Source organism: Achromobacter maghribensis (genome assembly GCF_057334215.1).
Map to the genome: position 1 here is coordinate 26,294 of NZ_JBHFII010000026.1, position 23,206 is coordinate 49,499.

Annotated in this window: 20 protein-coding genes; 15 read left to right on the top strand and 5 right to left on the bottom strand. The window is 66.5% G+C overall.

Translation table 11 applies throughout. From position 1 onward, the window contains the following. From ACE039_RS10965 to ACE039_RS11025, 13 genes are all read left to right on the top strand, one after another. The coding region (locus ACE039_RS10965) for an indolepyruvate oxidoreductase subunit beta family protein (protein WP_485822362.1) at positions 1 to 1,263 on the top strand (1,263 nt) is incomplete at its 5' end. Between the two features lie 34 nt (positions 1,264 to 1,297). Continuing rightward, entirely contained in the window at positions 1,298 to 2,275 is a 978-nt protein-coding gene (locus ACE039_RS10970; RefSeq protein ID WP_485822363.1) for a PDR/VanB family oxidoreductase, read from the top strand. A 30-nt stretch (positions 2,276 to 2,305) separates the two neighbouring features. Next, positions 2,306 to 3,625, top strand: coding sequence for an aromatic ring-hydroxylating dioxygenase subunit alpha (locus ACE039_RS10975; RefSeq protein WP_485822364.1), 1,320 nt, complete (start codon positions 2,306 to 2,308; stop codon positions 3,623 to 3,625). After that, a complete protein-coding gene (locus ACE039_RS10980) occupies positions 3,622 to 4,113 on the top strand; it encodes an aromatic-ring-hydroxylating dioxygenase subunit beta (RefSeq protein WP_485822365.1) in 492 nt (163 codons plus the stop codon). The genes ACE039_RS10975 and ACE039_RS10980 overlap by 4 nt, the downstream gene beginning before the upstream one ends. 9 nt (positions 4,114 to 4,122) lie before the next feature. After that, on the top strand, positions 4,123 to 5,757 hold the full coding sequence (locus ACE039_RS10985) for an AMP-binding protein (RefSeq protein ID WP_485822366.1): 1,635 nt from the start codon (positions 4,123 to 4,125) through the stop codon (positions 5,755 to 5,757). Continuing rightward, the gene (locus ACE039_RS10990; RefSeq protein WP_485822367.1) at positions 5,754 to 6,923 is read left to right on the top strand and encodes a thiolase family protein; all 1,170 of its coding nucleotides are present in this window, start codon (positions 5,754 to 5,756) and stop codon (positions 6,921 to 6,923) included. The genes ACE039_RS10985 and ACE039_RS10990 overlap by 4 nt, the downstream gene beginning before the upstream one ends. After that, positions 6,920 to 8,161: an SDR family NAD(P)-dependent oxidoreductase gene (locus ACE039_RS10995; RefSeq protein ID WP_485822368.1), complete on the top strand. Its 1,242-nt coding sequence runs from the start codon at positions 6,920 to 6,922 to the stop codon at positions 8,159 to 8,161. Before ACE039_RS10990 ends, ACE039_RS10995 begins: the two co-directional genes overlap by 4 nt. Positions 8,162 to 8,204: 43 nt before the next feature. Continuing rightward, the gene (locus tag ACE039_RS11000; protein ID WP_485822369.1) at positions 8,205 to 8,990 is read left to right on the top strand and encodes a cyclase family protein; all 786 of its coding nucleotides are present in this window, start codon (positions 8,205 to 8,207) and stop codon (positions 8,988 to 8,990) included. A gap of 32 nt (positions 8,991 to 9,022) precedes the next feature. Further along, complete coding sequence (locus tag ACE039_RS11005) at positions 9,023 to 9,751, top strand: SDR family NAD(P)-dependent oxidoreductase (RefSeq protein WP_448709648.1); 729 nt, start codon at positions 9,023 to 9,025, stop codon at positions 9,749 to 9,751. A gap of 175 nt (positions 9,752 to 9,926) precedes the next feature. Further along, positions 9,927 to 11,078 carry an ABC transporter substrate-binding protein gene (locus ACE039_RS11010; RefSeq protein WP_046803516.1) on the top strand — a complete coding sequence of 384 codons (1,152 nt, stop codon included), beginning with the start codon at positions 9,927 to 9,929 and terminating at the stop codon, positions 11,076 to 11,078. A gap of 18 nt (positions 11,079 to 11,096) precedes the next feature. Beyond that, positions 11,097 to 12,137: a branched-chain amino acid ABC transporter permease gene (locus ACE039_RS11015; RefSeq protein WP_485822370.1), complete on the top strand. Its 1,041-nt coding sequence runs from the start codon at positions 11,097 to 11,099 to the stop codon at positions 12,135 to 12,137. Continuing rightward, positions 12,134 to 13,927: a branched-chain amino acid ABC transporter ATP-binding protein/permease gene (locus ACE039_RS11020; protein WP_105555389.1), complete on the top strand. Its 1,794-nt coding sequence runs from the start codon at positions 12,134 to 12,136 to the stop codon at positions 13,925 to 13,927. The genes ACE039_RS11015 and ACE039_RS11020 overlap by 4 nt, the downstream gene beginning before the upstream one ends. After that, positions 13,927 to 14,676 carry an ABC transporter ATP-binding protein gene (locus ACE039_RS11025; protein WP_448709646.1) on the top strand — a complete coding sequence of 250 codons (750 nt, stop codon included), beginning with the start codon at positions 13,927 to 13,929 and terminating at the stop codon, positions 14,674 to 14,676. The genes ACE039_RS11020 and ACE039_RS11025 overlap by 1 nt, the downstream gene beginning before the upstream one ends. Positions 14,677 to 14,678: 2 nt before the next feature. On the opposite strand, the gene ACE039_RS11030 is transcribed toward ACE039_RS11025, so the two are convergent. Next, a complete protein-coding gene (locus ACE039_RS11030) occupies positions 14,679 to 15,614 on the bottom strand; it encodes a glycosyltransferase family 2 protein (protein ID WP_448709645.1) in 936 nt (311 codons plus the stop codon). A gap of 223 nt (positions 15,615 to 15,837) precedes the next feature. On the opposite strand from ACE039_RS11030, the gene ACE039_RS11035 reads away from it, so the two are divergent. Further along, a complete protein-coding gene (locus ACE039_RS11035) occupies positions 15,838 to 16,809 on the top strand; it encodes a LysR family transcriptional regulator (RefSeq protein ID WP_105555392.1) in 972 nt (323 codons plus the stop codon). Positions 16,810 to 16,947: 138 nt separating this feature from the next. On the opposite strand, the gene ACE039_RS11040 is transcribed toward ACE039_RS11035, so the two are convergent. From ACE039_RS11040 to ACE039_RS11055, 4 genes are all read right to left on the bottom strand, one after another. Next, positions 16,948 to 17,076 carry a hypothetical protein gene (locus tag ACE039_RS11040; protein ID WP_006226408.1) on the bottom strand — a complete coding sequence of 43 codons (129 nt, stop codon included), beginning with the start codon at positions 17,074 to 17,076 and terminating at the stop codon, positions 16,948 to 16,950. Positions 17,077 to 17,260: 184 nt separating this feature from the next. After that, complete coding sequence (locus tag ACE039_RS11045; RefSeq protein WP_485822371.1) at positions 17,261 to 18,193, bottom strand: sugar kinase; 933 nt, start codon at positions 18,191 to 18,193, stop codon at positions 17,261 to 17,263. Further along, a complete protein-coding gene (locus tag ACE039_RS11050) occupies positions 18,186 to 18,833 on the bottom strand; it encodes a bifunctional 4-hydroxy-2-oxoglutarate aldolase/2-dehydro-3-deoxy-phosphogluconate aldolase (protein ID WP_105555394.1) in 648 nt (215 codons plus the stop codon). The genes ACE039_RS11045 and ACE039_RS11050 overlap by 8 nt, the downstream gene beginning before the upstream one ends. Positions 18,834 to 18,855: 22 nt before the next feature. Beyond that, positions 18,856 to 19,641: an IclR family transcriptional regulator gene (locus ACE039_RS11055; protein WP_485822372.1), complete on the bottom strand. Its 786-nt coding sequence runs from the start codon at positions 19,639 to 19,641 to the stop codon at positions 18,856 to 18,858. Between the two features lie 240 nt (positions 19,642 to 19,881). Between ACE039_RS11055 and uvrA the strand changes: the two genes are divergently transcribed. Continuing rightward, the coding region (uvrA, locus tag ACE039_RS11060; RefSeq protein WP_485822373.1) for an excinuclease ABC subunit UvrA at positions 19,882 to 23,206 on the top strand (3,325 nt) is incomplete at its 3' end.

Genomic DNA, 23,206 nt, shown 5'->3' on the forward strand with positions numbered 1-23,206 from the left:
CTGATGGAAGGGGGCCGCGCCATCCAGCGTGGCCTGGTCACGCCCGAACGCACCGTGCTGTTGTCGTCGTCGCACCGCAGCTACGCCGTCAGCGAAAAGTCCGCGCCCGGCAACGGCATCGCCGACCCCAACAAAGTGCTGGAAGCCGGCCGCGCCGCCGCCAAGCGCTTCCTGTGCTTCGACCTGCAAGACCTGGCCGACCGTGCCGGCAGCGTCATCAGCGCCAGCCTGTTCGGCGCGGTGGCCGGCAGCGGCGCCCTGCCCTTCACACGCGACGACTACGAGGCCACCGTGCGCCGCGCGGGCCTGGGCGTGGACGCCAGCCTGCGCGCCTTTGCGCTGGGCTTTGACGCGGCCCATGCCGCGCCCGTCCAACCCGCCGCCATCGACCTGACGCGCCCCGTGGCCGACGTGCCCGAACGCGCCGCCAGCCCGCGCACGCAGGCGCTGCTGGACACCATCAAGCGCGATTTCCCCGCCTGTGCGCAGCCCATGCTGACGGCGGGCGTGCGCCGCCAGCTTGAATTCCAGGACGCCGCCTACGCCGCCGACTACCTGCGCCACATGAAAGCGCTGCGCGACCTGGACGCCCAACACGGCGGCGACGCCCAAGGCTGGGCCCTGACCTGTGCCGCCGCGCGCTACGTAGCCACGGCCATGGCCTACGACGACGTGATCCGCGTGGCCGACCTGAAAACGCGCGGCACCCGCTTTGAACGCGTCCGCCGTGAAGTGGGCGCGCGCCCCGAACAGCTGGTCATGACGACCGACTACATGCACCCGCGCCTGGAAGAAATCTGCGGCACGATGCCCACGCGCATGGGCCGCTGGCTGGAAGGGTCCAAGGCCTTCGGCGGCTTTGTCGAACGCCGCCTGGGCAAAGGCCGCTTGATGCAAAGCGGCACGCTGGGCGGCTTCCTGATGCTGTATTCGCTGGCCGGCATGCGCCGCTTTCGCCGCCGTACCCTGCGACATCAGATCGAATCGGAAGGCTTGCAGCAATGGCTGGACCTGGTCGCCCGGCTGGTGTCGCAGGACTACGCGCTGGCGGTCGAAACCGTTAACTGCCGGCGCCTGGTCAAGGGCTATAGCGATACGCACGTGCGCGGTGGCGGCAAATACCGGCAGCTGATCGCGGCGGCCGCACAGTTGGTCGGCCGGCCCAATGCTGCCGAGACGCTGCGCACGCTGCGCGAGACCGCGCTGGCCAATGAAAGCTGCGCCCCGATGGAACGCCAGATGGCTGAAAAGCTGGCGGCCTGATCCATATACCCGAATACCGAAAGAGACAAACGCCGTGCAGACACTGAAACTGATCGTCCGGGAAGTCCGGCAAGAATCGCCGTTGATCCGTTCCTTTCGGCTGGCGCGCGAAGACGCGGGGCCGCTGCCGGCCTTCGGCCCGGGCGCGCACCTGAAGGTCACCGTGCCCGGCCTGCGCGAACCGCGCTGCTATTCGCTGGTGCAACTGGCGCCCGACGCCGGCCAGTTCGCGCAGCCCATGGAATACCGGTTGGGCGTGCGGCTGGAGGAAACCAGCCAGGGCGGATCGCGCCACATGCATGCGCTGGCCGAAGGCGACACGCTTAGCGTCGAAGGCCCCAAGAACGATTTTCCGCTGCATGAATCCCCGGCGGGCGACGAACCCGTGGTGCTGATCGCGGGTGGCATCGGCATCACGCCGGTGGCCTCCATGGCCGCCGCATTGAAAGCCGCCGGGCGCGACTTTCATCTGCACTACTGTGGCCGCAGCAAGGACCAACTGGCCTTCCTGGGTGAACTTGAAGCGCTGGCGGGCGGCAACCTGACCGTGCACGCGGATGACGACCCGTCCTGCCGCTTCGACCTGCAAGCGCTGCTGGGCGCCTCGAACCCGCGCCAGCATTTGTACGTGTGCGGCCCCAAGGGTCTGATCGATGCCGTCATCGCAGGCGCCAAGGCCCGCCACTGGCCGGATGCCCACATCCACTTCGAACTCTTCGTCACCGCTGCCGCGCAAGCCGGCGACCAGGCCTTTGAAGTCGAGCTGCGCCAGTCCGGCCGCACGCTGACCATTCCCGCCGACAAGACCATCGTCGACGTCATGGAAGAAGAAGGCTGCGACCCGATGTACGACTGCAAGCGCGGCGAATGCGGCGTGTGCCAGGCAACCGTGCTGGAAGGCGAGCCCGATCATCGCGACTACTACCTCTCGGACACCGAGAAGGCCAGCGGCAAGATCATCCAGATCTGTATCTCGCGCGCGAAATCCGCCCGCCTGGTGCTGGACCTGTAACGCCGCGGCCCCGAAGACAAGGAAGCCACCATGGCTAAATACCGCGACAATCCCGACGCCATCCGCGCCCTGGTGCGCGACACGGAAGTGCACAAGGACCTGTTCATCGACCAGGAACTGTTCGACCTGGAAATGGAACTCCTGTACGCCAATACCTGGGTCTACGTCGGCCACGACAGCCAGGTGCCGAACAACGGCGACTACATCACCACCACCGTCGGCAACCAACCCGTGGTGATGGTGCGCCACAGCGACAAGACCGTGCGCGTGCTGCACAACCGCTGCCCGCACAAGGGCACGATGGTAGCCGGCGACGCCTGCGGCAACACCGGCAAGTTCTTTCGCTGCCCCTACCACGCCTGGACGTTCAAGACCGATGGCAGCCTGCTGTCGATACCTCTGAAGAAAGGCTACGAGAACACCGGCCTGGAAAACTGCGAAGCCAGCCAGGGCATGGCCGCCGTCAAGGACGTAAAGAACCATCGCGGCTTTGTCTTCTGCCGCCTGAATCCGGAAGGCCAGTCGTTCGAGGATTTCTTCGGCGACGCGCTGTCCACGCTGGACAACATGGTGGACCGCTCGCCCGAGGGCCGGCTGGAAGTGGCCGGCGGCGTGCTGCGCTACATGCACCGCTGCAACTGGAAGATGCTGGTTGATAACCAGACCGACACCTGCCACCCGATGGTGGCGCACGAATCGTCGGCGGGCACGGCGGTGAAGGTCTGGGAGCAGGCGCCCGAAGGCACGCCCAAGCCGATGGCGGTGGAACTGTTCGCGCCCTTTATCTCGCCATACGAGTTCTTCGAGAACATGGGCATCCGCGTCTGGGAAAACGGCCACGGGCACACCGGCGTGTCGGACTCGATCCACGCGTCGTACTCCGGCGTGCCGGGCTACTGGGAATCCATGGTGGCCGCCTACGGCGAGGAACGCGCCAAGCAGATCCTGGGCGACGTGCGCCACAACACCGTGTACTTCCCCAACATCATGGTGAAGGGCCCCATCCAGACGTTGCGCATCTTCAAGCCCATTGCCGCCGACCGCACGCTGGTCGAGTCCTGGGCGTTCCGCCTGGTCGGCGCGCCCGACCTGCTGCTGGAACGCACGCTGATGTACAACCGGCTGATCAACGCGCCCACGTCCGTTGTCGGCCATGACGACCTGGAAATGTACGAACGCGCGCAAGACGGCCTGAATTCCCGCGCGCGCGATTGGGTCAACGTGGGTCGGCTGTATACGCCCGACGAAGTTGCCCAGAAGAACGTCACCACCAACGGTACCAACGAATGGCAGATGCGCAACCAATACCGCGCATGGGGCCGCTACATGACCGGATCGGAGTCGGTATGAGCGCAAGCGACCGCGAGTTGATCGACTTTGTCTATGCCGAGGCGCGCCTGCTGGACGAGCTGCGCTTTGACGACTGGCTGAACCTGTACACCGAAGACGGCTATTACTGGATGCCGCTGGCGCATGGCCAGACAGACGCCAAGCTGCACGCGTCGCTGATGTACGAAGACAAGCTGCTGCTGCGCGTGCGCGTGGAACGGCTGGCGGGCCAACGCACGTTTTCGCAGCAACCCAAAAGCCGCTGCCATCACCTGCTGCAAGCGCCCACCGTCGAACACGGCCACCCCGATGCCGCGCCCGAAGAAGGCCGCCATGTGGTGCGCACCGCCTTTCACTATGTTGAAACGCGCCAGGACATGCAGACGCTGTACGCCGGCTGGGCCACGCACCACCTGGTGGAACAGGACGGCGCACTGCGCATCCGTTTGAAGCGCGTTGACCTGGTCAACTGCGACGCCGCCTTCGGCAACATCCAATTGTTCATGTAGGAGCGGCTTGTGAGCACCACCGTCCACCAGGCATTTTGCGACACCGCATCGCGCTACCGCGCGCAGCCCTTCCTGTGCATCCTGCCGGAAACGGCCCAGGTCTATGGCATAGACGCCGGCGAACTGTCGTATGGCCGCGCGGCCGACGCCATTGAAACGCTGCGCGCCGCCTATGCGGCAGCGGGCTACGGCCACGGCCATCGCGTCGGGCTGTTGCTGGAGAACCGCCCCGCCTTCTTCCTGCATTGGTTCGCCTTGAACGCGCTGGGCGTGTCCGTCGTACCGATCAACCCGGACCTGCGCGCGGCCGAACTGGAGTACCTGACCGGCCATTCCGAGATCGCCCTGGCCGTTGCCCTGCCCACCCGCCACGCCGACCTGTTGGCCGCCGCCGAACGTGCGGGACGGCCCTTGCGCGTGATGGGTCCTGACGATGCACCGCCGCCCGCGCCCTTCGCCGCGCCGCTGGGTGATACCGCGCCCAACGAGCTGACCGAATGCGCGCTGTTGTACACGTCCGGCACCACCGGCCGCCCCAAGGGCTGCATCCTGCCCAACCGTTATTTCCTGCACGCGGGTGGCTGGTATGCGCGCATCGGCGGGCTGGCCGCGCTGCGCCCCGGCCAGGAACGCATGCTGACCCCGCTGCCGCTGGTGCACATGAACGCCATGGCGTATTCCGCCATGGCCATGGTGCTGACCGGCGGCTGCCTGATTCCGCTTGACCGCTTCCACCCCAAGACGTGGTGGGACAGCGTGCGCGACTCCGGCGCCACGGTGCTGCATTACCTGGGCGTGATGCCCGCCATTCTGATGAAGGCGCCGCCGTCCGACCGCGACCTGCAACCCGCCATCCGCTTCGGCTTCGGCGCGGGCGTGGACCGCAAGCTGCATGCGCCGTTTGAAGCGCGCTTTGGCTTCCCCTTGCTGGAAGCCTGGGCCATGACGGAAACCGGCGCAGGCGCCGTCATCATCGCCAACCAGGAACCGCGCCACATCGGCACCAGCAGCTTCGGCCGCGAAGAAGACGACGTGCAGGTGCGTATCGTGACCGACGCCGGCCAACCCGCCGCCGTGGGCGAACATGGCGAACTGCTGGTGCGCCACGCCGGCGCCGACCCGCGCTACGGCTTTTTTGCCGGCTACCTGAAAGACAAGGCCGCCACCGACGAGGCCTGGCAGGACGGCTGGTTCCATACGGGCGACATCGTGCGCCGCGAATCCGACGGCGCGCTGCGCTTCGTGGACCGCAAGAAAAACGTGATCCGCCGCAGCGGCGAAAACATCTCGGCCGTGGAAGTGGAAAGCGTGCTGATGCAGCATCCACTGGTCAAGGCGGTGGCCGTGGCCGCCGTGCCCGACCCGGTGCGCGGCGACGAAGTGCTGGCCTGCATCGTGGCCGACACCCTGCCCGCCGATGACGCCGCCATGGCCGATGCCGCGCGCGATATCGTGCAGTGGTGCCTGCAACAGCTGGCCTATTACAAGGCGCCCGGCTATGTGGCCTTTGTGGACAGCCTGCCGCTGACCACCACCAACAAGATCCAGCGCGGCGAAATGAAAGCGCTGGCGCCGACCTTGCCCGGCACGACGCGCTGCATTGACACCAATGCCATGAAAAAGCGCCAGGAGCCTACCCGATGAGCCGCCTGGGGTATGACGGCATCGTGGCGGCCCTGCCCGTCACCATCCCGTACGAACGCTATTCCACGCACGCTGCCCACTGGTGGCTGGGCCGCGCGCTGGGCGCGCTGATCCGGCAGTCGGGCGTGGCCAAGCAGGATGTGGACGGCCTGTGCGTATCCAGTTTCACGCTGGCGCCGGACACCGCCGTCGGCCTGGTCCAGCACCTGGGCATGACCCCGCGCTGGCTCGACCACATTCCCATGGGTGGCGCCAGCGGCGTGGCCGCCCTGCGCCGCGCGGCTCGCGCCGTGCAGGCGGGCGACGCGAACATCGTGGCCTGCATCGCGGGCGACACCAACCACGTGGACTCGTTTCGCAACACGGTCAGCCAGTTCTCGCGCTTTGCGCAAGACGCCGTCTACCCCTACGGCGCGGGCGGCCCCAACGCCAGCTTCGCGCTGCTGACCGCGAACTATATGCGCGCCACAGGCGCCACGCGCGAGGATTTCGGCAAGCTGTGCGTGGCCCAGCGCGACAACGCGCTGCGCTATCCCCACGCGCTGATGAAAAAGCCGCTGAGCCTGCAGCAATACCTGGACGCGCGCGTCATCACCGACCCCATCCATCTGTTCGACTGCGTGATGCCCTGCGCCGGCGCCGATGCCTTCCTGGTCATGCGTGAAGACCAGGCCCGCGCCTTGAACCTGCCCTTTGCCCGCATCCTGTCCACCATCGAACGGCACAACGCCTGGATCGAAGACCCCATCCAGACGCGTGGCGGCTGGACCATGGATGTGGACGAACTCTATGGCCTGGCCAACGCCACGCCGGCCGACATGGACTTCCTGCAAGCCTATGACGACTATCCCGTCATCAACCTGATGCAGATCGAAGACCTGGGCTTTTGCGACAAGGGCGCCGCGCCGGAATTCGTGCGCGGCAACACCTTCACCGTGGACGGCAGCTTCCCCTTCAACACCAACGGCGGACAGCTATCGGTGGGCCAGGCCGGCGCGGCCGGCGGTTATCTGGGCCTGATCGAAGCGCTGCGCCAACTGACCGGCACGGCAGGCGACACGCAGGTGGCCGACGCGCGCATCGGCATGGTCAGCGGTTTCGGCATGATCAATTACGACCGCGGGCTTTGCACCGCCGCGGCCATCCTGGCAAGGAGCGACGCATGACCGAGCCGCTAGCCAAGCCGCCCCGGAAGAATCCGGTTGCGCGCACCCGCCAGCCCACGCTGCCGCCCGGCTGGCGCAGCCGCAGCGCGCTGGGGCTGACGGCCGCCGCTGCCGAGGGCCGCTTCGACCTGCAAACCTGCGCCGAGTGCGGCGCGGTGCAGTACCCGCCTCGCGAGGTGTGCGGCCATTGCCTGTCCGAACACCTGCCATGGCGCCCGGCCGATCCCAACGGCGTGCTGCTGGTCAGCACCGTCCTGCACCACAGCAACGACCTGTACTTCCGCGAACGCCTGCCGTGGCGCGTCGGCACGGTGCGCATGGACGCCGGCCCCTCCGTCGTGGCGCACGTACACCAGGACTGCGCCGACGGCGAACGCGTGCGGCTGACGCTGAAACTGGACCGCGGCGGCCAGGCCGTGATGATCGCCCTGCCAGAAAGGAATACCCCGAACATGGAAGACGACAAGACCCTGCGCGAGACCTCGTGCGATCCGAAGTTCCGCCGCGCGCTGGTCACGGACGGCAAGTCCGCCGTCGGCTTGGCGGTGGCGCGCGCGCTGCTGGATGCCGGCTGCCCCGCCGTGTTCCTGGGCGATCCGCAGGCCTGGAAACGAGACGACGCCTTCGACGCCCTGGCCGCTGACCCGCGCGTGCAGATCGTCACGCTGGATGTCACCGACACCGATTCCGTCGAGCGCGTGGCCGCCTCGATCGGCGGCAAGGTCGAGATCCTGGTGAACACGGCCGACCTGGAACGCGAAGGCGGGCTGCTCGGCCGCAAGGACGTCAACACGGCGCGCGATGCCATGGACGTGAACGTGCTGGGCCTGATGCGGTTGGCGCAGTGCTTCGGACCGGCGCTGTGCGGCCGCGCCGCCGACGGCGTGAACAGCGCGACCGCCTGGGTCAACGTGCTGTCCATCTACGCGCACATGAACCTGCCGTCCCGTGGGATGTGGTCGGCGTCCAAGGCCGCTGCCTTGTCGCTGGCCCAATGCCTGCGCGCCGAAATGCGCGGCGCGGGGGTACGGGTGGTCAACGTGTTCCCGGGCCCGGTGGACCACGAATGGGAGCAACGCACGCCCCCGCCGCGCGTGGCGCCCGCCGCGATCGCAACCGCCATCGTGCGGGCGCTGAAGGACGGCATCGAAGACGTGTACGTCGGCGACGTTGCGCAGGAATTCCGCGCCCGGCTGGCCGAGAACCCCAAGGGACTGGAACGGGAGCTGGGCGCCTGACGCCCCGCCTTCCGATAACGCACGAACCAAGAGGAGCAGCAGCATGAGCCAGAACATTCTTGCCCAATTCATGTCGGAACTCGTGTCGGGCCGCATCGGCCTGGTGGACCTGACCGAAACCCTGACGCCGGAATTCCCCACTATCGTGCTGCCGCCGGAATTCGGCCAGGCGTGGCCGTTCCGCATGGAAGAAATCTCGCGCTACGACGAACGCGGCCCGGCCTGGTACTGGAACAACTTCTCGTGTTCGGAACATACGGGCACGCACTTCGACGCCCCCGCCCATTGGGTCACGGGCAAGGACCAGCCCGACAACACGGTGGACACGATCCCGATCGAGTCCTTCATTGCCAGCGCCTGCGTCATCGACTGTTCCGCCGAAGCTCGCGACAATCCGGACTTTCTGCTGACCATCGACTTCGTGAAGACCTGGGAAGAAAAGCACGGCCGCATCCCGGCACGTTCCTGGGTGCTGATGCGGACCGACTGGTCCAAGCGCGCCAAGCCCGCCGAATATCTGAACATGCAGGCCGACGGCGCGCACTCGCCCGGCCCCGACGCGGACGTGGTGCCGTGGCTGATCAAGGAACGCGACGTGCACGGTTTCGGCACCGAATCCGTCGGCACCGATGCGGGCCAGGCCCATCACCTGAGCCCGCCCTACCCCTGCCACTACTACATGCACGGCAACAACCGCTACGGCTTGCAGTGCCTGACCAACCTGGATCAGCTGCCGCCCACCGGCGCGGTGATTTTCTCGGCGCCACTCAAGATCCGCAGCGGCTCGGGCAGCCCCTTGCGCGTGCTGGCGCTGGCGCCCAAGGCCTGATCCGACACGGCCATCACCAATAAAGGGATTCCATGACACACGCGAATGTCGCTCTCGTCACCGGCGGCAGCGCCGGCATCGGCGCGGAAATCTGCCGCAACATGCTGGACGCGGGCTATGAAGTAATTTCGATGGCGCGCCGCGCGGCCGACTTCAGCCACCCGCGCCTGCACAACATGCAGGTGGACCTGCTGGATGCGGACGCCACCGCCCAGGCCGGCCGTGAAGCCGCCGCGAAATTTCCCATCAGCCACGTTATCCACAACGCGGGCGTGATCTGGCCCAACCTGCTGCCGCAGGTCACGCAGGAAGAACTGCACGGCCTGACGCAGATTCACCTGGGCGCGGCGATCAGCCTGGTGCAGGCGGCGCTGCCCGGCATGCAGGAACGCCATTTCGGCCGCATCGTGATGATGTCGTCCCGCGGCGCGCTGGGCCTGCCCACCCGCACCGCCTATTCGGCCACCAAGGCCGGCATGGTCGGCATGGCGCGCACCTGGTCGCTGGAGCTGGCGCCTTACGGCATCACGGTCAACGTGGTGGCGCCCGGCCCGATCCAGACGGACATGTTCTACGAAGTGATCGAACCCGGCAGCGAACGCGAAAAGCAGTTGGCCAACGGTATTCCGGTCAAGCGCCTGGGCCGGTCCGACGACGTGGCGCGCGCCGTGATGTTCTTCGCGGACCCCGCCAACAGCTTCGTAACCGGCCAGACGCTGTTCGTCTGCGGTGGCGCCAGCGTCAGCTCCATCACCATCTAGCGGACATTCCGCGAGGCATGCTTCGGGTTTTGACGGATAGGTAAGCACCAAGAGCCCGTCTACAGTGCTCATCCTTGCAGGTTAGAAATTTTAAGCAACAAGTAATTCCCGCTGTTCCTGTTTTCTCCGCTTTTCAGCTGCACCCCCACTCTGCTCCCTATCCGGAGGTTTTGCCATGCTGTCGAAGAAACTCCCCCTGGCCGCGGCCGCCGCCGTCGCCGCCCTGTTCGCCCTGCCCGCGTTGGCGCAAATGAAGGTCGGCGTCGTCACGTCTTCCACCGGTCCGACCGCGCTGGTCGGTATTCCGCAGAAGAACACCGTGCCGCTGTTGCCCAAGAAAATCGGCGACCTGACGGTGGAATACGTCTCGCTGGACGACGCCAGCGATTCCACCAACTCGGTCACGGCGTTCAAGAAGCTGATTTCGGAACAGAACGTGGACGCGTTGATCGGGCCGTCGGGCTCGCCCAATGCCATGGGCGTGATCCAGTTCGCCGCCGAGGCCGGCGTGCCGATGCTGGCGCCGGTGGGCACGGCGGCCGTGGTGCTGCCCATGAACGAGCAGAAGAAGTGGGTGTTCAAGACCACGCAGAACGACGACATCATCGCCCGCGCGCTGGTCGACCACATGGCCAAGACCGGCATCAAGACGGTGGGTTTCATCGGCCTGAACGACCCGTATGGCGAGAATTGGTACAAGGTCTTCTCGGGCCTGGCCACCGAGAAAGGCATCAAGATCATCGCCAACGAACGTTACCTGCGCTTTGACAGCTCGGTGACGGGCCAGGCGCTGAAGATCCTGGCCGCCAAGCCGGACGCCGTGCTGGTGGCCGCCCCGGGCGCCGCCAGCGTGCTGCCGCAGACGACGCTGTTCGATCAGGGCTACAAGGGCAAGTTCTATCAAACCCACGGCGCGGCGCTGCCCGACTTCCTGAAACTGGGCGGCAAGAAGGTCGAAGGCACGGTGCTGGCCGCCAGCCTGATGCTGGTGTTGCCGGAAATGCCCGACAGCAACCCGTCCAAGAAAGTCGCCACCGACTACATCGCCGCGTACGAAAAGCTGAACGGTTCCAAGCCCGCCACCTTCGGCGCCAACGTCTACGACGCCGGCCTGCTGCTGGAAAAGGCCGTGCCGATTGCCGAGAAGGCCGGCAAGCCGGGCACCAAGGAATTCCGCAGCGCCTTGCGCGACGCGCTGGAACAGACCAAGGAGCTGGTGGGCACGCAAGGCGTCTACAACATGAGCGCCGCCGACCACAGCGGTTTCGATGACCGCGGCCGCGAGCTCATCACGGTCAAGGACGGCAACTGGACGCTGGTGAAGTAACGGCCTGGACCTTTTCGCATGAATGCTCAGATCACCTTGATACTCGGGCAGGACGGCATCACCAACGGCGCGATCTATGCGTTGTTGGCGTTGTCGATCCTGCTGGTCTTTACCGTTACCCGCGTGCTGTTCATCCCCCAGGGCGAGTTCGTCGCCTTCGGCGCGCTGACCATGGCGGCCATCCAGGCCGGCAAGCCCGTGCTGCTGGTGTGGCTGCTGCTGGCGTTCGCGCTGGCCGAAGCCGTGGCCGACCTGATGGCGCGGGCCAAGCGCCCGGGCCGCTCGCGTGGGCTTTGGCGCATCGCGGCCAAGGCGATCTACCCGCTGATCCTGGCGGGGCTGTTGTACCAACTGCCACTGGCGCAGCTGCCGATGGCCGTGCAAGCGATGTTGACGCTGCTGCTGGTGGTGCCGATGGGGCCGCAGTTGTATCGGCTGTTCTATCAGCCGATCGCCTCGGCATCCACCCTGGTGCTGCTGATCGTGTCCATCGCCGTGCACCTGGCGCTGGTGGGCCTGGGCCTGCTGGCGTTCGGCGCCGAGGGCGCGCGCACCGCGCCGTTTTCCGACGCCAGCCTGGCATTGGGCCCCATCAACATCAACAGCCAGGCACTGTGGGTGGTGGCGGTGTCGGCGGTGCTGATCATCGTGCTGTACCAGTTCTTTGAACGCTCGATGTACGGCAAAGCGCTGCGCGCCGCGGCGTTCAACCGGCTGGGCGCGCGGCTGATGGGCATTTCGCCCATCTTCGCCGGCCGCGCCACCTTCTTTCTTGCCGCGCTGATCGGCACGGTGTCGGGCATTCTCATCGCCCCCATCACCACCATGTACTTCGATTCCGGCTTCATGGTCAGCCTGAAGGGCTTCGTGGGCGCCATCATCGGCGGCCTGGTCAGCTACCCCTTGGCGGCGGCCGGCGCGGTGCTGGTCGGGCTAATCGAAGCGTTCTCGTCGTTCTGGGCCAGCGCGTACAAGGAGATCATCGTGTTCACGCTGATCATTCCCGTGCTGCTCTGGCGGTCGTTGAAAAGCCATCACGTCGAGGAAGAAGACGAATGAACCCCCGCATCATCCTCGTCGCGTTCCTGGCGCTGCTGGCGTTGGGGCCGCTTGCCCTGCCGCCGTTCTATGTCACGCTGCTGAACTACATCGGCCTGTACGCGCTGGTGGCGCTGGGCCTGGTGCTGCTGACCGGCGTGGGCGGCCTGACCAGCTTCGGCCAGGCTGCCTTCGTGGGCGTGGGCGCCTACACCACGGCGCTGCTGACCACGCGCGCCGACACGCTGCCGTCGTGGCTGGCCTGGCTGGGCGCGTCGCCCTGGCTGACGCTGCTGGCCGGCCTGCTGCTGACGCTGGTCATCGCCTACCTGCTGGGCGCGATCACGCTGAAGCTGTCGGGCCACTTCCTGCCGCTGGGCACCATCGCCTGGGGCCTGTCGCTGTACTTTGCGTTCGGTTCCGTGGAAGGGTTGGGCGGGCACACCGGCATTCCGGACATCCCGGCCATCAACCTGTTCGGCTGGACGCTGAACCAGGGCGGCAGCATCTACTACCTGATCTGGGCGTTCCTGATGGTGGCCGTCTGGTCCACACAGAACCTGCTGGATTCGCGCGAAGGCCGCGCCATCCGCGCGCTCAAGGGCGGCCGCGTGATGGCGGAATCCATGGGCGTGAACACGGCGCGGTCACGCATGGTGATCTTCATCATCGCGGCGTTGCAGGCTTGCGCGTCGGGCTGGTTGTATGCCCACATGCAGCGCTTCGTGAACCCCAACCCGTTCGGCCTGCAGATGGGCATCGAATACCTGTTCATGACCGTCATCGGCGGCGCGGGACAGGTCTGGGGCGCGCTGGTGGGCGCTGGCGTATTCACGATCCTCAAGCAATGGTTGCAGGACTGGATGCCCAGGCTGCTGGGCCAGACGGGCAACTTCGAGGTCATCGTCTTCGGCTTTGGCATGGTGCTGCTGCTGCACCGCGCCCGCAGCGGCCTGTGGCCGGTGCTGACGCGCTGGATCCGCGTGAAGAAGGCGGTGCGCCGCGTGGACATGAGCGCCGAGCCCTTGCCACGCAAGCCGATGCCGGCGCGCGGCGAGGTAGTGCTTAAAGCGGTGGACGTGACGCGCAAGTTTGGCGGCCTGGTCGCCAACAACGCCATGAACCTGGAAATCCGCGCTGGCGAAATCCTGGCGCTGATCGGCCCCAACGGCGCGGGCAAGAGCACGATGTTCAACCAGATTTCCGGCGTGGACACGCCCACATCGGGCCAGGTCACGCTGCTGGGGCAATCCGTGGCGGGGGCTGGTGCGCGCAAGATCGCGCGCCTGGGCTTGTCGCGCACGTTCCAGCACGTGCGCCTGTTGGGCCGCATGAGCGTGCTGGAAAACGTGGCCATTGGCGCGCATCTGCGCGGCCACCGCGGGGTACTGCCGGCCGCGTGGCGCCTGGACCGCGCCGAGGAAGCGCGCCTGTTGGCCGAGGCCGCGCGGCAGGTCGAGCGCGTGGGCCTGGGCAAGCACCTGCACGACGAAGCCGGTTCGCTGGCCTTGGGACAGCAGCGCATTCTTGAAATTGCGCGGGCGCTGGCCTCAGACCCCTGCATCCTGCTGCTGGACGAGCCGGCCGCCGGGCTGCGCTATCAGGAAAAGTGTGAACTGGCCGAGTTGCTGAAGAAGCTGCGCTCGGAAGGCATGGCCATTTTGCTGGTCGAACACGACATGGACTTCGTGATGGGACTGGTGGATCGCGTGGTGGTCATGGACTTCGGCGAGAAGATCGCCGAGGGCCTGCCCGCCGAGATCCAGCACAACCCCGCGGTGCTTGAAGCCTATCTGGGCGGAGTGGAATGATGAGCGCGAATCTGCTGCAAGTGCGCGATCTGCGCGTGGCGTATGACAAGGTCGAAGCGGTGTCGGGCGTCAGCCTGACGGTAGGCGAAGGCCAGATCGTGACCGTGATCGGCCCCAACGGCGCGGGCAAGACCACCTTGCTGTCGGCCATCATGGGCGTGCTTCCCTCAACCGGCCAGATCGTGTTCGGCGGCAAGCCGCAGGAACATGCCGAGATCGAGGAAATGGTAGCGGCCGGCATGAACCTGGTGCCCGAAAAGCGCGAACTGTTCGCTGAAATGACGGTGCACGACAACCTGATGCTGGGCGGCTTCCATCGTTTTCGCACCGGCCTGCGCGACCAGGACAAGACGCTGGCCGAGGTCTACGAGCTGTTCCCGCGCTTGCAGGAACGCCATGCGCAGCTGGCCGGCACGCTATCCGGCGGCGAACGCCAGATGCTGGCCGTGGGGCGCGCGTTGATGGCCAAGCCGCGCCTGCTGATGCTGGACGAACCCAGCCTGGGGCTGGCGCCGCGCATCGTGCGCGAAGTGTTCAAGATTGTTGCGCGGCTGCGCGAGATGGGCGTGTCGATCTTGCTGATCGAACAGAACGCGCGCGCGGCGCTGCAAGTGGCCGACTACGCCTATGTGCTGGAAACCGGAACGGTCACGCTGGAAGGCCCGGCGGCGGAAGTCGCGGTGGACCCGCGCGTGGTCGAGGTGTATCTGGGGCTGGGCCACGGCGCGCCAGCGGCGGCGCCCGCCTGAGCTCAGGCCACGCCGCGCCGGCGATCGCGGCGGTATAGCGCGTAGCCCACCGGCCACATCGCCGCGACCATGAACGTCGCGGCCGGGTTCGTCAGGCGGTAGGCCTGCACCGCCGTGGGCACGCCGGAGTGCTTCAGGTGCAGGCGGAAGCGCGTGTAGCGCGCGGCCGCCATGATGAATTCGCGCGGCCGGAAGCGGAAGAATTCCAGGTGGTGCTGCAGCATGTCCCAGGCCAGCAGGTACAGGCCCTGCGCATTGTTGGCCACCGACACGGGGCCCTGGCTCAGGCCGCCGGGGGTGTCGTGATAGGTGCGCACCACGCGGTTGATGAAGCGGCTGAGATAGCCCGCGCGCGCCACCGCCCACCACACCAGGCTTTCCGGCACGAAGCCCGCCACGTCTTCGGGAAAGGGGTACTTCCGGAGGATGTCGGTGCGCATACAGCCGAATTTCTCGCCCTTGATGCGATAGCGGAAATACACGTCCACCGCCGTGCTGTCGAAGACGTCCTGCGGATAGCGGTCGCCGACGATGCTGCCGTCGGGCCGCGCGCACAGGCCGGTCACGGCCACATAGGAATCGCGCCGCGCGGGCGGAATGCTGTCCCAGGCGTCCTTGAACGTGGCTAGCGCGTCCGGCGGCATTTCGTCGTCGCTGTCCAGACCGACGACCATTTGGCCCCGCGCTTCGCGTACGCCCCGGTTGAATGCCGTTTTCTTGTGCTGGTTGTTCTGCCAGATGTAGCGGATCGGAAAATCGGCGCGCTTCTGCCAATCCAGGATGGAATCGTGGGTGTTGTCGGTGGAACCATCGTCCACCACCACCCATTCGAAGTCCCTGAATGTCTGCCGGGACAGCGATTCATACACCCGGTGCAGCGTACCCGCCCGGTTGTAGGTGGGCGTCAGAACGGTGAAAAACGTTGGTGTATCGGTCATGCCTGCTATGCCCCTTTGCGATCTCCGTGCCACCGCTGCGGTCTTGGTCTAACTGTTTTCGCCTGAAGTGTAGGGGATATGCCTGCGGGAACTGATGGCGGCGCATGCGAATTTGCAATCAAATCTGTCAACCCGTGCGTTTTTTGACGGCTATTCCGGACCATTATGCGTTGGGCGGTGCGCGGGAGTGGCGTAAACTCGGGCGGCCAAATCCGGAACGCCTATGGAAGCTTCGACCGTCCAGCTCAATGACATCGCCTTGTTCGTAGAGGTTGCCAAGCGCAAGAGCTTCAGCCTGGCGGCGCGCGCGCTGGACATGCCCACGTCGACGCTGTCGCGCCGAATCAATGAACTGGAACGCGCGATCGGCCTGCGGCTGATCAACCGGAATACGCGCAGGCTGGACCTGACAGAGGCCGGCGCGGCCTACATGCGCCGCTGCCAGGGCCTGATCGACGAAGCCCGCCTGGCGCACGAGCAACTGCTGTCGCTGTCGGGCGGCCCGTCGGGCAACCTGCGGGTGTCCATGCCGTACAGCCTGGCGATCTGGCTGCTGCCGGAAACCATCAACGACTTCACCGACCGCTATCCGGAAGTGGAGTGCGAGTTCGACCTGAGCATGATGACGGCGTCCGACGCCCAAGGCACGCCGTTCGACGTCGTGCTGCGCTTTGGCCGCAATACCGATTACCCGCTGGCCCCCGTGGACACGGGCAACGGCAATGGCAATGGCGGGGCCATCCCGCGCAGTGACGGCGCCGTGGTGCAGGAACTGGTGTCCCTGGACAACTACCTGTATGCCTCCGACCGGTATCTTGAGCGCCATGGCGAACCCAAGACGCCCGCCGACCTGACGCAGCATCAATGCCTGCGCACCACGATCGACGACGCGCATTCGCACTGGACGCTGCACAACGGCACCGTGAGCGAGCGCGTGCCGGTCAGCGGCCATCTGGCCGCCAACAACATGAGCATCGCCGGCACCTTGGCGGGCCTGGACCTGGCCATCACCCGCATGCCGCATTGCCAGGCGCTGGACCCGATCATCAAGCGCAACTCGCTGCGGCGCGTGCTGCCGGGCTGGTCGGTAGACCCCATTTCGATCTACGTGGTGTACCCGTCCAGCATCCAGCCGGCCAAAACCCGGGCGTTCATGGACTTCATCAAGCCAAAGCTCGGGCCGACCGTGGAGTGATGGGGCGGAGCATCATGCTCTGGCCTCCGCTCTGGGCTCCGCCGCGCACCCAAAATGGCGCACCCATCATGGCGGACCCCAAGAAAAATCCCCGCACAGCTTGCGCCATGCGGGGATTTTTCAAATCAGGGGCGTCGATTAGACGCGCTTGATCTTTTCCAGCATCTTGAAAACACCCTTGGGCGACTTGACGAACAAGCGCTTGAAAGCCTTGCCCAAGCAACGGCGTTCCAGGGTGTTACGACGCACGCGTTTGCGTTCAGCCATGTTGATTCTCCTGTTGAATTTGCGGAAAGTGGCCCGCACAACCGGAAATAGGGCTGGCGGAAAAAATTCGGATAACTTGGCATTTTAGCCTGAAATCTCCAGGCCGCGCCAATTGGGGTGGAAAACAGGGTATGGCGCCGGCGGCGTGGTCCGTCCCCTTGTGCGCCCCGTACCCTGCCCTCTTCTAGTCTTCCAGCGATTTCAGCCGTTCCCGGACTTGTTCCGCGCGGGGCAGCGGATCGACCGCGCCATAGCCCAATGTGGACAACGCCGCCGCCGCGTTGGCGTAGCGCACGGCGTCTTCCCAGGAATCGCCCTGGCAACGGCGGGCAAGCAAACTGCCTGCGAAACAATCGCCCGCCCCGGTGGCATCGACCGCATCCACCCGCAGGGCCGCGATTGGCGTGCGGGTGTGCCCGTCGTCAATGATGGATCCGTCCTTGCCCAGCTTCAGCACCACCACGCCCGCCGCGCCGCCGTCGCGGATCCAGTCCAGCGTGCGCTCGGGATCGTCGTTGCCGGTCAGGTGCTGCATGTCGTCCATGCTGGGCAGGAACAGGTCGGCGTCACGCATGGCTTCGCGCAGGATCGCGCGGGCGCGGTCCACCGGCCACAGCCGCAACCGCAGGTTCGAATCCAGGCTGACCTGCGCCCCCGCGGCATGCGCGCGGGCGATCGCGGCGAAGACGGTGTCGCAGGCGCTGGTGCTGATCGCCATGCTGATGCCCGATACATGCAGAAAGCGGCTGCGCTCGATCAGGCCGCTTTGCAGCAAGGCCGGCGTCATTAAGCTGGCGGCAGAGCCGCGCCGCAGATAGCTGAACGCATGGCCGTCGGGGCCGTGCTGCACAAAATACAGGCCGGTGTGCGCATCGTCGTCCGTCTGCACGCCCGCCGTGTCCACGCCCTCGGACTGCCACAGGTCCCGGAACTGGGCGCCGAACGTGTCATTGCCCACGCGGGTCAGGTAGGCACAGCGCGCGCCTTGGCGGGCGGCGGCAATGACCGCGTTGGACGTGTCGCCGCCGAAACCCTGCAAGTACTGCAACTGCCCTTTGTGCGTCTGGTTCAGTTCAACCAGCGGCTCGCCCAATGCGACGATGTCGAAATCAGCCATGGGCGGCCTCGCGGGTGCGGGTAATCTGGGCGACCAGGGCCGCCGTGTCGCGCGCGGCGAACGCAGCCTTGTCGTACAGGTTGCTGCCGATGCCGACCAACCCGGCGCCGGCCGCGAAGTACGCGCCCATGTTGTCCTGGGTGATGCCTCCCGTCGGGCAGAAGATCGTGTCCGGATAGACCGACTTCAGCGCGGCCAGGTGCTTGGGGCCGCCGGTGTCGGCCGGGAACACCTTCACCACGTCCACGCCGGCACGGCGGGCCGCCAGCACTTCGGTAGGCGTGAACGCGCCCAGCAGGCACAGCGCGTCGGCCGCGTGCGCCATGTCGACGATCTCGCTGGCCAGGGCGGGCGACACCAGGAAGTCGGCGCCGGCCACCAGGGCGTCACGGGCCTGGGCTTCGTCCAGCACCGTGCCCACGCCCAGCAACAGGCTGGGGCCATGCTTGTCGCGCAGCGCGCGCACCAGGTCGGTCACGCCGGGAATCGTCCAGGTCAGTTCCAGCGTGGTGCAGCCAGCCGCTACCGCGACTTCGGCGGCATAGGCAGCGGTGGCCGCGTCCGTGTAGCGCAACACGGGCACGACCCGGGCAGCCAGCAGGGCGGAAAGCTTGGAGGCGATGGGAGCGGATGCGGTCATGGAATTCCTCTGGGACGGGCGGTCAGACGCCGCCGGACGATGCCGGCAGGACGGCGAGTTTGGCTGCGGCGGCGTCGCGCAGCCGCAGCAAGGGATCGATATAGGCGGCTTGCGGGTCGTCGCGCCGCCGGAACAGCAGGGTGCTGACGCTGACGCCCGCCACGGGGCGGCCGGCCGCGTCGCACAGCGCCACGCCGTAGCAGACGATGCCGGCTTCATTTTCTTCGTTGTCCATGGCGTAGCCACGCGCGCGGTCCGCGTCCAGCACGGCGCGCAGGGCCGGCAGGCTGGTCACGGTGCCCGGCATGCGCGCCGGCAACGGCAGGCCGTGCAGCAGGCGCTCGCGGGCAGCATCGTCCAGCGCGGCCAGATAGGCCTTGCCGACCGCGCTGGAATGCAACGCCACCGATGACCCCACGCGCGACACCATGCGCACCGGGCCCGGGCTTTCCAGCTTGTCGATATAGATCATTTCCTGGCCGGCGGGCACCGCCAGGTGCACGGTTTCGCCCGTGGCGTCGCGCAACGCCTGCAGATCGGGCGCCAGCGCGGCGCGCAGGTCGAACTGCGACCAGGCGCGGCTGGCCAGAGACATCAGGCGCGTGCCCAGGCGATAGGCGCCGCCGGTCTCTGCCACCATGCCCTGCTCGGCCAGCGCCGCCACGATGCGATACACCGTCGGGCGAGGATAGCCGCAACTGCGCGCAAGCGAGGCCGCCGTGGGCGGTTGGGGCGCATCGGCCACCGCCTGAAGCACCGTCATGAATTTGGCGAACGCCGCAGCGCCCGCGACCTTGGTTTCCGACAAGAACGTCCCCAAATAGAGGCAACCGGCCTTTAACTATGAACAAACAGATTTCGCAAGGCAAACAGCGCGAATGTCAGACGAATCTGCGATACTGTTTATTTGTACAGCTAGTTAGCGCATGATTGTCCATATTATGGACTCATGCCTCACTATGTAGGCAATTATTCCATATCGCCGCGCTCGAAACCAGCGAAGGGTCATCGCTCGGGCAGGCGGCTTCCTCAGGCTACGATACCGTCCATGAGCTCCCAAATCCGCATCGTTGGCGCACGCCAGAACAATCTCAAGAACCTGGACCTGACTATCGCCACTGGCGAACTGGTCGTCGTGACGGGCGTTTCGGGCTCTGGCAAGAGTTCGCTGGCGTTCGACACCCTGTACGCCGAGGGGCAGCGGCGCTACGTGGAAACGTTCTCGCCCTATGCGCGCCAGTTCCTGGACCGCATGGACAAGCCCCAGGTGGACCGCATCGAAGGCATCCTGCCGGCCATCGCCATCGACCAGACCAACCCGGTGCGCAGCTCGCGCAGCACGGTCGGCACGATGACCGAACTGAACGACCACCTGAAGCTGCTGTTCGCGCGCGGCGCCCGGTTGTACTGCCGCGGCTGCGGCAAGGTGGTGCGCCGCGACACGCCGGACTCCATCTACCATTCGCTGGCCGAACGCGCCGCGGTGGCGGGCGACCCGCGACTGGTGGTGACCTTCCCCATCGCCGTGCCCGCCAACTTCACCGAAGACGAAGTGCGCGGCTTCCTTGAGCAGCAGGGCTACACCCGCGTGCATGCCGAGGAAACCGCCGTGCCGCGCGCCACCGCCGCGGCCAAAGGCGCCAAGGCCGCAAAGGGCGCCAAGAAAGCCAAGGCGTCCAAGGACGCGGGCGAAGCGCGCCGCATCCTGCACGTCATCCAGGATCGCTTCCGCTTCGCGGGCACCGAACGCGAACGCGTGATGGAAGCGCTGGACACCGCGCTGCGCATGGGCGCCGGCCACCTTGCCGTCTATGTCATGGACGCCGAAGGCGGCAACGCCGACATCTGGAAGTACAGCGACCGCCTGCATTGCGCCGACTGCAACATCGAATACACCGACCCGCTGCCCAGCAGCTTCTCGTTCAATTCGCCATTGGGCGCGTGCGAGTCCTGCCGCGGCTTCGGCCGGGTGATCGGCATCGATTTCGGCCTGGTGATCCCGGACGAGAACAAGACCCTGCTGGAAGGCGCGATCAAGCCGTGGACCACGCCGTCCTATAAGGAATGCCAGGACGAACTGCAAAAGTACGCGCCGCGCGCGGGCGTGCCGCTGGGGGTGCCCTGGAAGTCGATGAGCGAAGAGCACAAGCGCTGGGTGCTGTACGGCACCCCCGACTGGAAAGGCGGCAACGACGCCTGGAAACACCAGTGGTATGGCGTGCAGCGCTTCTTCGACTGGCTGGAAACCAAGGCCTACAAAATGCACGTGCGCGTGCTGCTGTCGAAGTACCGCAGCTATACGCCCTGCCCCACCTGCAACGGTGCGCGCCTGAAGCCGGACGCGTTGCTGTGGCGGCTGGGCACCAAGGAAGAAGCCGACACGGTGCTGCCGCCGGAAGACGGCCGCTACCGGCGCTTCATGCCGGTCGGGGCCGACTGGTCGCGCGACCAGCTGAACAACCTGGGCGGTCTGTCGATCCATGACGTCATGCTGCTGCCCATCGAACGGGTACGCCGCTTCTTCGACGAATTATCGTTTTCCGGCGCGTTGGACGCTGCCACCGACCTGCTCATGACGGAAGTGCGCGCGCGCCTGAAGTTCCTGTGCGACGTGGGCCTGGGCTACCTGACGCTGGACCGCCAGAGCCGCACGCTGTCGGGCGGCGAAGTGCAGCGCATCAACCTGACCACCGCGCTGGGCACCTCGCTGGTGAACACGCTGTTCGTGCTGGACGAGCCCTCCATCGGCCTGCACCCGCGCGACATGCACCGCGTGGTCGAAGTCATGCACCGGTTGCGCAACGCGGGCAACACGCTGGTGGTGGTGGAACACGACCCGCAGGTCATGGTGGCCGCGGACCGCATCATCGACATCGGCCCCGGCCCGGGCGAACGCGGCGGCTACATCGTTTTCGACGGCTCGCCCAAGCAGTTGCGCGCGGCCGACACGCTGACGGGCAATTACCTGGGCGGCCGCCAGCGCGTGGAAGCGCCGCGTCCGATGCCGGTCGCCAAGAACACGCCGCGCCTGTTGCTGGAAGGCGTCAACGCGCACAACCTGAAAAATGTCTCGGTGGAATTGCCGCTGGGCCGGCTGGTCTGCGTGACCGGCGTGTCCGGATCAGGCAAGTCCACGCTGGTGCAGGACGTGCTGTACCCCGCGCTGCTCAAGCAGAAAGGCAAGCCGTCGGAGGCCCCTGGCGCGTTCGAGCGCCTGCTGGGCGCCGAGCAGATCGCCGACGTGGTCATGGTGGACCAGACCCCCATCGGCAAGACGGCGCGCTCCAACCCCGCCAGCTACGTGGGCGCATTCGACGCCGTCCGCAAGCTGTTCGCCCAGGCCCCGCTGGCGCGCGAACGCGCCTACACGGCCGGCACGTTCAGCTTCAACGGCGGCGACGGCCGCTGCCCCACCTGCGGCGGCACCGGCTTCGAGCACGTGGAAATGCAGTTCCTGTCCGACGTGTACCTGCGCTGCCCGGATTGCGACGGCAAGCGCTTCCGCCCCGAAGTACTGGAAGTGCGCGTCGAACACCTGGGCAAGAGCGCGTCCATCGACGAAGTGCTGGCCATGACGGTCAGCGAAGCGCTGGACTTCTTCAAGGGCCTGCGCGACGTGCAGACGGGCCTGGCGCCGCTGGCCGATGTGGGCCTGGAATATGTGCGCCTGGGCCAGCCCGTGCCGACGCTGTCGGGCGGCGAGGCGCAGCGCCTGAAGCTGGCCGGCCACCTGGCCGAAGCGGCGCGCAGCGGTATTTCCACCGCCAAGGTCGCCAAGAAGGGCAGCCTGTTCCTGTTCGATGAACCCACCACCGGACTGCACTTCGACGACGTCGCCCGCCTGATGCGCGCGTTCCGCAAGCTGCTGGCCGCCGGCCACACGCTGCTGGTCATCGAACACAACCTTGACGTGATCCGCGCGGCCGACTGGCTGATCGACCTGGGCCCGGAAGGCGGCGATGCCGGCGGTCTGGTGCTTGGCGTAGGCACGCCGCAAGACTTGATGGACAACCCCAAGTCGCACACGGGCGCCGCGCTGCGCGACTACGAAGTCAGCATCCTGCCGACCGACGTCGTGGTCACCAGCGACATCGACGCGCAGGAAGTCGAGCAAGCCGGCCTGACCGCCCGCATCGCCGAACCGGCCGCCGCGTATCACAGCGCCGACGGGGCCGCCGATGCCTCCGGCGCCGGCGAAGGCACGCCGTTGCAGTCCGTGATGCGCGCGCGCCGCCAGGGCAACATGGCGATCGAAATCCGCAACGCGCGCGAACACAATCTGAAGAACATCAGCGTCGAAATCCCGCACGACAAATTCACCGTGATCACCGGCGTGTCCGGCTCGGGCAAGTCCACGCTGGCCTTCGACATCC